12 protein-coding genes, 1 pseudogene and 1 other annotated feature are annotated in these 12,149 nt (G+C 41.1%); of the genes and pseudogenes, 12 read left to right on the forward strand and 1 reads right to left on the reverse strand.

What is annotated here, in order from left to right:
* The first annotated feature begins 6 nt into the window (after positions 1–6).
* The 12 genes and pseudogenes from LC20001_RS06160 to LC20001_RS06215 all read left to right on the forward strand — a co-directional run bounded on the left by LC20001_RS06160 (position 7) and on the right by LC20001_RS06215 (position 10,318).
* On the forward strand, positions 7–663 hold the full coding sequence (locus tag LC20001_RS06160; RefSeq protein WP_003679615.1) for an HAD family hydrolase: 657 nt from the start codon (positions 7–9) through the stop codon (positions 661–663).
* 68 nt (positions 664–731) lie between these two features.
* Positions 732–1,409, forward strand: a complete 678-nt coding sequence (radC, locus tag LC20001_RS06165) for a RadC family protein (RefSeq protein ID WP_003679614.1) — start codon at positions 732–734, stop codon at positions 1,407–1,409.
* Positions 1,410–1,562: 153 nt separating this feature from the next.
* Entirely contained in the window at positions 1,563–1,763 is a 201-nt protein-coding gene (locus LC20001_RS06170) for a cold-shock protein (protein ID WP_003679612.1), read from the forward strand.
* Between the two features lie 333 nt (positions 1,764–2,096).
* Entirely contained in the window at positions 2,097–3,101 is a 1,005-nt protein-coding gene (locus LC20001_RS06175) for a rod shape-determining protein (RefSeq protein WP_003679610.1), read from the forward strand.
* Positions 3,102–3,226: 125 nt separating this feature from the next.
* Entirely contained in the window at positions 3,227–4,084 is an 858-nt protein-coding gene (gene mreC / locus LC20001_RS06180; protein ID WP_003679608.1) for a rod shape-determining protein MreC, read from the forward strand.
* Positions 4,085–4,606 carry a rod shape-determining protein MreD gene (gene mreD / locus LC20001_RS06185; RefSeq protein WP_003679607.1) on the forward strand — a complete coding sequence of 174 codons (522 nt, stop codon included), beginning with the start codon at positions 4,085–4,087 and terminating at the stop codon, positions 4,604–4,606.
* Positions 4,607–4,723: 117 nt separating this feature from the next.
* Positions 4,724–5,398 carry a septum site-determining protein MinC gene (locus LC20001_RS06190; RefSeq protein ID WP_003679605.1) on the forward strand — a complete coding sequence of 225 codons (675 nt, stop codon included), beginning with the start codon at positions 4,724–4,726 and terminating at the stop codon, positions 5,396–5,398.
* Between the two features lie 3 nt (positions 5,399–5,401).
* Entirely contained in the window at positions 5,402–6,199 is a 798-nt protein-coding gene (gene minD, locus LC20001_RS06195) for a septum site-determining protein MinD (protein ID WP_010009740.1), read from the forward strand.
* Between the two features lie 82 nt (positions 6,200–6,281).
* Positions 6,282–6,510: a binding site (T-box leader), on the forward strand.
* Between the two features lie 166 nt (positions 6,511–6,676).
* Positions 6,677–7,339 (forward strand): amino acid ABC transporter permease, encoded by a 663-nt coding sequence (locus LC20001_RS06200; protein ID WP_003679601.1) that lies wholly within the window; start codon positions 6,677–6,679, stop codon positions 7,337–7,339.
* Between the two features lie 12 nt (positions 7,340–7,351).
* Positions 7,352–7,993 (forward strand): amino acid ABC transporter ATP-binding protein, encoded by a 642-nt coding sequence (locus tag LC20001_RS06205; RefSeq protein ID WP_010009739.1) that lies wholly within the window; start codon positions 7,352–7,354, stop codon positions 7,991–7,993.
* Positions 7,994–8,088: 95 nt separating this feature from the next.
* Positions 8,089–8,919: an amino acid ABC transporter substrate-binding protein gene (locus tag LC20001_RS06210; RefSeq protein ID WP_003679596.1), complete on the forward strand. Its 831-nt coding sequence runs from the start codon at positions 8,089–8,091 to the stop codon at positions 8,917–8,919.
* 201 nt (positions 8,920–9,120) lie between these two features.
* A pseudogene (locus tag LC20001_RS06215) lies at positions 9,121–10,318 on the forward strand (IS4 family transposase).
* Positions 10,319–10,526: 208 nt separating this feature from the next.
* Here the strand turns inward: LC20001_RS06215 and LC20001_RS06220 are convergent.
* A complete protein-coding gene (locus LC20001_RS06220) occupies positions 10,527–11,891 on the reverse strand; it encodes an aspartate kinase (protein ID WP_003679594.1) in 1,365 nt (454 codons plus the stop codon).
* Positions 11,892–12,149: the final 258 nt, after the last annotated feature.

A 12,149-nucleotide genomic window follows, 5' to 3' on the forward strand; every position in this document is an offset into this window, starting at 1 on the left:
CTGACGATGAAGGTACAAGGCGTAATTTTTGATATGGATGGCTTGATGTTTGATTCCGAAAAGTTATACTATCAGGCCAATTTAGCGGCGGCAAAGCAAATGAAACTCGATTATAGTGACGACTACTATGAGCGTTTTATTGGCGCCTCTGATGAAGACTTAATGGCCTTTTTCCGTGAGGCTTTTGGTAGTGAAGCGCAAGTGCAAGAATTTATGCGGCTGACCTATCAAGCGATCGATCAGGCCATTCATCAAGGAAGATTGGAAAAAAAGCCAGGTTTGGATGAATTGATTGCTTATCTAGAGCAACAACAAATCAGTAAGGCAATTGCTTCGAGTAATTTTAAAACTAAAATCAGTGATTTTTTGACGGCCACGCAAACGGCTAGTCATTTTCCAACGATCATTTCAATGGATGATGTCGCTAAAGGTAAGCCGGCGCCAGACTTGTTTGCAGCAGCACGGGCAGCTTTGGGGACGCCCGCGGCAGAAACCTTAGTGCTTGAGGATTCGCTGAATGGGCTTTTAGCTGCTCAGGCGGCGGGAATTCCTTGTATTATCGTACCCGATTTGATCAAGCCAACTGTTCAAATGCAGGCCCAAGCATTGACGATCGTACCTGATCTGTTGGCGGTTCGTGATTTTATCAGAAATAATCACTGAGATTTTGCGTAGTTTAAGAATAGGCGTTAAAAGAAACGTTTAATCTTAAATCAGCAAGGGGTAATTAAATGTTAAGGCTCGAGACACATAAGGAACCATTGCAACCACGGGAGCAGTTAGTTTATGCTGGGGCGGCGAGTTTGACTGATCAACAATTATTAGCAATTTTATTACGGACGGGAACAAAACAATTGCCAGTCATGACGGTAGCCGCCCAAGTTTTGCAGACTTATCCGCAATTAGCGACTTTGGCGCACGCAAAAATCAGTGAACTGCAGCAGATCACTGGTATTGGACAAACTAAAGCGATTGAATTACAAGCCGCTTTAGAGCTAGGTCGTCGCTGTCAGTTAGCTGCTCAGTTGCGTTTTGGTACCATTGCTTCCAGTCAGCAGGTCGGCGAAATGATGATCAAACGGTTTGCTGGCTGTCGTCAGGAGCATTTAATTGTGGTTTATTTGGACACTAAGAATCAGATTATTAAGGAGCAAGAATTATTCCGGGGTACGTTAAATGCTTCGATAGCGCATCCACGGGAAATTTTTGCGTATGGGCTGCAGTTGGCGGCGGCTCGTTTTATTTTGGTGCACAACCATCCTAGTGGCCTAACCGAACCCTCGAATTATGATCTGAAATTTACTCAGCGTGTTGCGAGTTGTGGGGAGCTTATGGGCATCGAATGCTTAGATCACTTAATCGTTGGTCAACAGCAATATAGTAGCCTAAAAGAACGTGGTGATTTATGAGGGTTCTGGCTTGTTATTAAACCGGTATCATGGTAAGATTAACTTGTATTTTTGTTAGGTAGTGGATCAAAGTTTCATAGATAAACTTTCCCCATCGTACCAATCAGAATTACAAAAAATTGTGTCAAAAAGGCACGAGGAGGATTTTTATTCATGGAACAAGGTACAGTTAAATGGTTCAACCCTGAAAAAGGCTTCGGTTTTATCTCACGCGAAAATGGTAGCGATGTATTCGTTCATTTTTCAGCTATCCAAGGCGAAGGTTTTAAAACTCTTGAAGAAGGCCAAGCTGTAACATTTGACATTGAAGAAAGCGATCGCGGCCCACAAGCTGTTAACGTTAATAAAGCATAGTCAATTATTAAAAGCAGACAACATCGTATTCGCGATGTTGTTTTTTGTTTGTTTTTTATTTAAAAATTGAATCTAAAATTAAGTTTATTTGATCTAGCTAATGTAAGCGCAATAGTTACTAAAAAAGGGTTAAGTTTGTAAAAGCCCTTATCATTCCACTGATTATTCGGTATGATAGATTAGTAGATGTTAAAGCATTTTGTATCGGAAATAAGTGTGTTATAATTCCTTTATCTGCAAACGGAGATGCTAAAGCATTTAATGATTAGGCGCAGCCAGTAATGGTCAGCGAATAGTCAGTAAATATCGCTGAATTTGAAGGAGAGAGACGCTGTGTTCGGATTAGGCACAAAGAATATTGGAATTGACCTCGGAACAGCCAATACATTGGTTTATATTGATGGTAAAGGAATCGTGCTGCGTGAGCCTTCCGTTGTTGCCAAAAATACGAAGACTGGTGAAGTGGTTGCTGTTGGTACCGAAGCACGCGATATGATTGGACGGACGCCAGGTAGCATTGTTGCTATTCGGCCGATGAAAGATGGTGTTATCGCGGATTATGATACGACAGCAGCAATGATGAAATACTTTATGGAAAAATCACAGGGGCGTGGTGCGGGTAAGCCATACGTCATGGTTTGTGTTCCAAGCGGCGTGACTGAAGTTGAAAAGCGTGCCGTTATTGATGCAACACGTGTGGCTGGTGCCCGTGACGCTTATGTGATCGAAGAACCATTTGCGGCAGCAATTGGTGCTGGTTTGCCAGTGATGGATCCTACCGGTAGCATGGTTGTTGATATTGGTGGCGGAACCACTGATGTTGCGACGATTTCCTTAGGTGGCATTGTGTCCAGTCGTTCGATTCGGATGGCTGGTGACAAATTTGACGAAGCAGTGATCTATTATATTCGGCAACATTTTAATTTATTGATTGGGGAACGTACTGCAGAAGATGTTAAGATGCAGATTGGTTCAGCGTCATTAGAAAAAGCTGCTGAAATTGAAGGAATGACTGTGCGGGGTCGTGACTTGATCTCTGGCTTACCTAAAACCGTCGATATTGAAGCTGTTGACATTGCTAAAGCGCTACAAGAAGTTGTTAGCGAGATCATCACAGCAATCAAAGAAACACTGGAAGAAACTTCGCCAGAAATTGCTGCCGATGTAATTGATCACGGTATTGTGTTAACTGGTGGTGGAGCAATGCTAAAAAACTTGCCTGAGGTCATTGCTGATGCAACTAAAGTACCGGTTTTTGTTGCCCAAGCACCGTTGGATTGTGTGGCTATTGGCACTGGTGAATCGCTAAAAAACATCGATATTATGAAAAAACGTTAAGATAAAAAGGTTAGTAAAAGCCTACATTAGTCGCTGAAGATTGGTCGAATACTCGCCATTTTCAGCGATTAATATTGTCAGCTCAAGACTTATTGCTTGCTAGGCAAATTGTTGGAGGTCGCCCTATGCAGAAATTTTTCTCAAATCGAAAACTAATCATTGTTATGATCGTTATTATCATCAGTATGGGCTTGATGGCATTTTCGGTCAGTGTACGTAATAGTGAGAAGACACCACCATTAGTCCAGCGTTTCGGTAATGATGTTGTTGGCGTTGTCGATCACGTTGTAGCTTTACCGGCTAATAGTATTAAAGGTAGTTTTGCTGCTGTTTCCAACTTGATCAATACGTATGAAGAAAACGGAAAACTCAAGGCACAATTGGATGATCTAGCGCAGACTAGAACCCGAGCGAATACGTTACAAAGTGAAAATAAAGAACTGAAAAAGCAATTAAAACTTGATAAAACGTTAACGGACTATTCGCAGCTTAATGCAGCAGTTTTGACACGTTCTCCGGCTAATTGGCAGAATAATCTTGTTATTAATAAAGGCAGTTTAGCTGGAGTTAAGAAAAATATGCCAGTTATGGCTGGTTCAGGTCTAGTTGGTCGTGTGGTTGAAGTTAATGGGACTAACTCAAAAGTTGAATTACTCACTACTGACAATCAATCCGCTAATCGTTTCGCGGCTGAGATTATTACTGACGACGGGACGGCTAATGGGATTATTACTGGCTATAATCAAGCAACTAGTCAAATTAAAATGGGCCAACTTAATTCGGATGCTAAAATTAAAGTTGGGGACACGGTGCAAACTTCTGGTTTAGGTGGATTGACGCCACGTGGTTTGTATATTGGCAAAGTGGCTAAAGTTAAGCATGATGATTATGGCTTGGCTTTATCTGTATTGATCAAACCAGCTGTTGATTTAGATAATTTCTCTGTTGTGACGGTAATTGAACGACAACTGGTAGGTGATTAGATGCGTTTACGCGAAAAAATTTGGATCAGTGTCTTTTTGACATGCTTGTTGCTGCTGGATGGGTCATTCAGCTATATATTTGGTAGCACCTTGCACCGGTTTCCAGATACGATGATTATTCGACTTGTGGTTTTAGGGTTGATCTTAGTCTATTTCTTTGCGCCGGATTTTCCACATTTGATTTGGGTCGCATTAGTTCTTGGTCTGTTTTATGATAGTTTTTACACTGGTGTTTTAGGTGTGTACATGTTTTTATTTCCGATGGTTATTTTTCTAACTCGGTGGATCGCACAATTCTTTACGCCAGCACCGCTGGTGATCGGCGCGATTTATTTAATTGATTTGACGGTCTTGGAAAGTTTTGTGTATGGCATGAATACGTTTATGGGTCAGACGACGATGTCATTGAATGATTTCATTCCCAATATCTTAGGACCGACCTTGGCACTAAATTTAGTTTTGTTTATTTTTCTGTATTTCCCGTTACGTCAGTTGATCGTAAGATTAGATTCGACGTACTAATAAGGTTTTACAAGGGGAACTTATTTATAATAATGGGTCGTGCCAAATAGTAACGAGACACAGGCCTAATAAGTATGCTAAAATTTAAATAATCGTGTCAACTAGGGAGTGGCAATCATGCATAATGTGGTTTTAAAGGGACATCAAGGCGGCTATCAACTAACCTTAAAACAAAACGGCGCTTTTACAGCAATTATTGGCGAGCTTGGTGAGCTATTTGCTAAGTTAAGTCGTGAGCGCTCGGGTCAAGATGATGAGCAAATCGTTGGCTTTAAAATTAATACTGAGAATCGTTTACTGACCGATCGTGAGAAGCAACAAATTCAAGAACTGATCGAACAATACCCGCAATTTCGGGTCGAAAAAATTGAGTCCGGCGTCATGACGAAAGCGGCAGCGAAGGCTTGGAAAGAGCAAGATAGTATTCACATAAGCCGTTTGGTTATTCGCAGTGGGCAAGAAATTCAGATCGATGGTGATGTCTTGTTTATTGGCGCGGTCCATCGTGGCGGTATTTTACGTGCAACCGGCAGTGTTTACGTGGTTGGTAAAATCGAAGGTGTGGTTCAAGCTGGTTTTCCTGATCGCGAAGAAGCAATTGTGGTTGGTGATCTTAGCCAGGCAATTCAGGTACGGATCGCCGATAACGTTGATATTTTGGCCGATAGTGACCAAACATTTACACCACGCTCAGTTACATATATTAATGATTTACACATGCTTGATTATGGCAACCTGGATGAACTTAAAGCGATTCGTCCAAAGTTATATAACAAGATTGGGGAGGCATAACTCATGGGAACGGCAATCGTAGTAACATCCGGTAAAGGCGGCGTTGGTAAGACGACCACTAGTGCCAATTTAGGGACTGCATTGGCTTTACAAAATAAAAAAGTTTGTTTGATGGATCTAGATATTGGCTTGCGTAATTTAGATGTGGTTTTAGGTCTAGAAAATCGCATTATTTATGATATTGTTGATGTCGCGCAAGGTCGAGCTAAATTACATCAGGCTTTAGTCAAAGACAAGCGTTTTGAGGATAACTTATACTTATTACCTGCAGCACAGAATACGGATAAGGATGCTTTAATGCCTGACGAAGTTAAAGCAATTGTCGATGAATTGAAGGAAGACTATGACTTCGTTATTTTGGATTGTCCTGCAGGAATCGAACAAGGTTTCCAGAATGCAATTGCTGGTGCAGATTGTGCGATTGTGGTCACTACACCGGAGATTTCGGCTGTTCGTGATGCTGATCGAGTAGTTGGCTTATTGGAACAAGCTGAAATGGCCCAAGAACCACGTTTGATCATCAATCGCATTCGTCAGCATATGATGAATGAAGGGGACGTGATGGATATTGACGAGATCACGCGCCATTTATCGATCGCATTATTAGGTATTGTGTTAGATGATGATGGTGTGATTATGTCATCTAATCATGGCGATCCCATTGTGCTGGATCCTAAGAATCCAGCTAGTCAAGGTTACCGTAATATTGCGCGGCGTATTTTGGGTGAAACGGTACCGTTAATGTCGATCAAGGAAGAGAAGGTTGGTTTCTGGAAACGTCTTTTCGGTAATCGCAACTAAGTACTGTATTAAATCGGGACTAATTTTAAATTATGAGTGCGTTTGACAGTAAAGTTAAAATGTGCTAATCTTATTCTCATAATAAATAACGTTGAACAGAAGAGTAAATGGACTTAAATTATCAGAGAGTTTCTGGATGGTGTGAAGAAACAATTGAGTGTATTGAAACACATCTGCGAGTATTGTACGCTGAACAAATTAGGTGTACACGGGAAAGCCCGTTACTGCTGTAGTTCATTGAACTACCTGAGGTATTGCTTGTGAAAGTGATACAAATTAGAGGTGGAATCACGAAATCAATCGTCCTCTTGAAGTTATTTAATAACTTCAAGAGGCTTTTTTATTTGGCGAATGAACTACTTGAGGTGTTGATCGTAAGGTTAGCACGAATTGAGGTGGAACCACGCGCTGCGTCCTCGAAAACGATTTGTTTTCGGGGACTTTTTTATTGGCTAATTTTTAAAAGGAGATGTTGGCATGAATATCTTAGCAACACAATGGCATTATGCATGGCAGATTATGCCGTCTTTATTTGATGGTATCAAAATGACATTATCATTATTTTTCTTCACGTTGATCGGTTCGATTCCGCTGGGGATTATTGTTGGACTGGGACGCGCCTCAAAGTTTAAGCTGATTCGTAATATTCTTGGAATTTATGTCTGGATCATGCGTGGGACGCCGCTATTATTACAATTGATTTTTGTTTTTTATGGATTACCAATTGTCGGAATCGTGTTCCAACGTTATGATGCGGCGTTATTCGCTTTTATCATCAATTACGGGGCTTATTTTGCAGAAATTTTCCGTGGTGGCTTACAATCGATCGATCATGGTCAGTATGAAAGTGCTAAGGTATTGCGCTTAACTTATTGGCAAACCGTTCAAAAAATTATCTTACCGCAAGTCATGAAAATTGTTTTACCGTCGATTGGGAATGAGGTCATTAATTTAGTTAAGGATTCATCCTTGGTTTACGTCATCGGCTTAGGCGATTTGTTGCGTGCTGGTAATGTCGCAACAGCGCGAGATGTAACTCTGCTGCCGCTAGTTTTAGTGGGTATCGGTTACTTATTATTGACGGCCATTTTGACACTGGCGCAACGCAAGATCGAGCAGCATTACAGTTATTATAAATAGGAGGGATTTCCGATGTTAGAATTAAAAGCAATTAGCAAATATTACGGTCGGCGTTTAATTTTGGATCAGCTTGATCTAACCGTGAATGATGGTGAAGTTTTAGCAATCGTTGGCCCTTCTGGTGCTGGTAAGACAACGCTATTGCGCTGTATCAGTGGTTTGGAACGAATTGATAGTGGTCAGATTCTATTAGACGGACAAGCGTTCGATCCATTTGATAATCAGGATAAAGATAGCGTCATCGGGGTCGTTTTCCAGGATTTCCAATTGTTCCCGAACCTTAGTGTATTAGACAACATTACGTTAGCACCAATGCTGGCTTTAAAGCAGACAAAAGACGCAGCAGAAAAGCAAGCACGCGCCTTGTTAGAGCGATTAGCTTTGACTGGAAAAGAAACCCTTTATCCCTATCAACTCTCTGGCGGGCAGAAACAACGGGTTGCTTTAGCACGAGCATTAGCAATGAAGCCGAAAATTCTCTGTTATGACGAACCAACTAGTGCCCTTGATCCTGACTTACGACAAGAAGTTGAAAAATTGATCCTCGGCTTAAAAGCTGACGGTATGACGCAAATCGTGGTCACCCATGATTTAGAATTCGCGGAAAACATTGCCGATGCAGTTAAACGAGTCGAGGCATTGCCAGAAAAATAGGGCTGATTATAAAACATACCATGCGTAAAATTGGGCTAGCGATTCAACGTTGCCCAAGATATTAACCACTATTGTGGAGTAGAGGAGGCCAAATAATGCGCAAAAAAATACTGGGAGCTTTACTGGCGATCTTAATGCTTTTTAGTACAATCAGCCTAACTGGTTGCTCACGGCAAAGTGCTAATGCTGATTCTTGGTCGACAATCCAAAAACGGAAAACGGTTATTGTCGGTTTAGATGACAGCTTTGTACCGATGGGATTTCGTGCTAAAAGTGGACAATTAAAGGGCTTTGACATTGATTTAGCGCGGGCCGTTTTTAAAAAGTACAATATTAAAGTTGATTTTCAAACGATCGATTGGTCGATGAATGCAACTGAATTACGTAATCACACGATTGATTTAATTTGGAACGGCTATACGATCACACCGCAACGTAAAAAGGTTGTTCGTTTCAGCGCACCTTACTTGGAAAATAAGCAAATTTTAGTAACGATGAAGAAAGATAAAATTAACAGCTTTGCCGGTATGAAGGGTAAAGTACTGGGGGTACAAACGGGTTCATCTGGCTACTCAAGTTTAGAAGCAGAGCCCAATTTATTGAAGAATTATATTAAGAATCAAACTCCCGTGTTATATAGTACGTTCAACGATGCGTTTATTGATCTAAACGCCAATCGGATCCAAGGGTTACTGATCGATCGAGTATACGCAAATTATTATATCGATCATCAATCTAATCGTGCGGACTATCAAGTTACTCAAGGCAAGTTTGCTTCTGAGGATTTTGCGGTTGGGATGCGTAAATCAGATAAAACTTTGCAGCGCAAGATCAATCAAGCGATGAAGGAATTATATCGTGATGGTACGATGAAGAAGATCAGTTATAAATGGTTTGGGGAAGATGACACAATTCCGCAGAAATAAATAAAACCGTCACTGGAAAATTTTCCAATGTCATTAAGTTAAGCTATTGACAAAAAAGAATAGGGCTTCAGCTACATCATTTATGTAGCTGAAGCCTTATTTTTTACTTTAAACTTGGTAAACTAAAAGGGGAAGGCACTAAACCTTCTCCTCCACAGGTCTAATTGTAACAATCCAATACCGATAAGGAGTGTGTCACTAATGTTAAACCCAACTAATAGTTTAAGCGTTCTGGACCAAATTATCAATGAAACAGTTAGCCATATTCATGATTACACTCATTCACCACAGGATTTTACGCGTAAACGGAAATTAACTGCTGGTACGATGATTAAAACGATGCTTAATATGCAGGGTAACAGCCTTAACATTGAGTTATTCAATGCTTTTCCTGGCGATCGATGGCTCGGACTTTGATCTGCCTTGGAATCCTACTTCAAAGTACGTTTGTGATTTTTCAAAAAATAAGCCTTATTGTCAAATGCATGTTAATACTTTATACGACTTGTTAAATAAAAGCTATCAAGACTGTATTAGCCAACCCAAAACGGCAATGGACGAACGCGGCAGTGTTTTAGCCATGCTTGATCACCTACCAGACGATTCGATCGTGATGATGGACCGTGGCTACCCAAGCTTTAATCTAATTGAAAATCTAAACCGGCACCAGGGGTTGCATTATCTTATTCGAGCCAAGTTAGGCGGCAGTATCAAAGAAATTCAAAATTTGCCAGATGGTGAGTGTGATCAAGCAATCGCGTGCCGCGTGACCACTTCTAATCATTATTACGTTACGCATAAAAGTAGTGAAAATATTCATTGTATTCAACATTATTGGCACCAGTACCAACCATTTCGTTCCAAAAATACCAAAGATCGGCGGTGGGATTTTGGCGTCTTTTGTACCGTTAAATTCCGGGCTTGTAAATTTCAAATTGGGACAACAGCTGACGGTAAGCCAGCGTGGGAAGTCTTGATCACTAATCTTCCGGCAAAGCAGTTTCCATTACCACGAATGAAACGGTTATATCATTTGCGCTGGGGCATCGAAACCGCTTTTTCTAAGCTAAAATATGATCTTGGCGCCATTCAATTTCATTCCAAAAAAGACCAGTTTATTGAAATGGAACTTTACGCCAACTTAATCATGTACAATGTGGTTAGTGCAGCCGTTAATCAAGCTTACGTCGCGCAGACCAATCACCATCATTGGGACACCATTAATTTTAAACTGGCCACTAGGATCGTGCGGTATTATTACCGCAATAACCAGCAGGCAAAGTTTCAAGCGTTATTGATTCAGCTTGGCACCTACTTAGTCCCGATTCGCCCCGGGCGTAAAAATAAGCGGCGACTAAAACCTAAGCGTGCGGTTAGTTTTGTTTATCGAGTCGCGTAAACTGACAACCTAATCTTGCGTCGCCCTTATTTTAGTGCGCTTTAAATTAGCTTTAAATTATAAAAACCACCCAATTAGCAATCATGAAATGACTAATCAGGTGGTTTTAAAATTAGCCGAGCGATTTCCTCAGGGACTAATAATTGTCAAGTCACTAACTTAATGACATTGGAAAATTTTCCGGTGACGGTTATTTATTAACTGTAAATTAAGCTGTTTCAGTGTTAAAGAAGGCTTTGTAGAGGCCGCGAACCGCGTTATATTCATCTTTTTCGCGTACGCCAAACATGATTGATACTGGTGAAGCGCCGTGATCTAGAGTGACGATTGAAACCCCAGCCTGGGCAATGCTGTTGGTGGCTTTAGCCATCATTCCGATGTGATCTTGGATACCCTCACCAACGATCATCACGAGCGCGTAATGATGGATCACGCGAATATCATCAGGGTGGATAGCTTCCTTGATTGCTTTGATAACTTTTGGTTCTAGCTCTGGTGTTAATTCGCGTTCACGGATCACGATCGTGATGTCATCGATCCCCGAAGGAATATGCTCAAAACTGATGCCATATTCGGCGAGAATTTGCAATACCTTGAAGACGAAGCCGACTTGTTTATTCATCAAGTACTTGCGAATGTAAATTCCTAAAAAGCCGGTATCACTAGCAATACCGGAAATTGGCCGCTTGGGATCATAGATCTTACGAGCTGAAATTAATGTTCCGGGTTTTAACGGATGGTTAGTGTTTTTAACGCGAACAGAAACACCGCCTTCGATGGCTGGAATCAACGCTTCATCATGGAAAACAGAAAAACCAGCATACGATAGTTCACGCATTTCCCGGAAAGTTAGATGTTCAATTGCCGCTGGATGTGCCACAATATTCGGGTTAGCTGCATAAATTGCGTCAACGTCGGTGAAGTTTTCATATAGCTCTGCCTTAAACGCACGGGCAAAGATGGCACCAGTAATATCGGAGCCACCACGTGAGAAAGTACAAATCTGACCATCCTTAGTGTAGCCAAAAAAACCGGGGATAATCAATAACGTTTTGCTCTTTTTAAAAGCAGCTAATTGTGCATAACTTTCAGGTAAAACCTGTGCATCTCCTGGAGTAGCACTAACCAGCAGACCAGCTTCACGTGGACTAAGATAATGACTAGGCATCCCTAGATGATTGAGGATCGCGGCAATCAATTTCGCATTATTATCCTCGCCGGCAGCTTTAAACGCATCCAGCAGATAGTCCGCAGAAGGGTAGTCGTGATCAGGTAATTGCATAATATGATCATGGATCGGTTGAAATTCACTTGCTGGTAAATTAAAGCCAGTGGCGATTTCTTGGTAGCGTGCCAAAATGGCATGTTGAATAGCAACTGGATTCGCTTTTTTTAAAACAACATTAGCGTAGTCGATCAATAAGTCCGTCACTTTACGGTCATCCGCAAAACGTTTACCTGGAGCAGAGACGACGACTGCACGTCGTTTACTATCACCGCGAATAATATCAATTACTTTTTGGAGTTGGTTGCTGGAAGCTAATGAACTTCCGCCGAACTTAGCCACTTTCAAACTTAGCCACTTCTTTCTGGATTATTAAAAATAAATTAGTATTAGCATAGCAAATTCACATCTAAAAGGCAATTTTTGTTGGAAATTATAATGTTATTGACACCGATTGCAAACAGGCTTATGCTAAAAACAACAATTAAATAATTAACTGCAAAGGGGAGCCTTTTTGGCTGAGAGTGATTAAGTTCAGACCCTTGAACCTGTTGTGTTAACGCACGCGTAGGAATTGTAGTTGGCGCCAAGCCAAATTTGCAACCT

The sequence above is a fragment of the Loigolactobacillus coryniformis subsp. coryniformis KCTC 3167 = DSM 20001 genome (assembly GCF_002706425.1).
In the GTDB taxonomy this organism is placed as follows: domain Bacteria; phylum Bacillota; class Bacilli; order Lactobacillales; family Lactobacillaceae; genus Loigolactobacillus; species Loigolactobacillus coryniformis.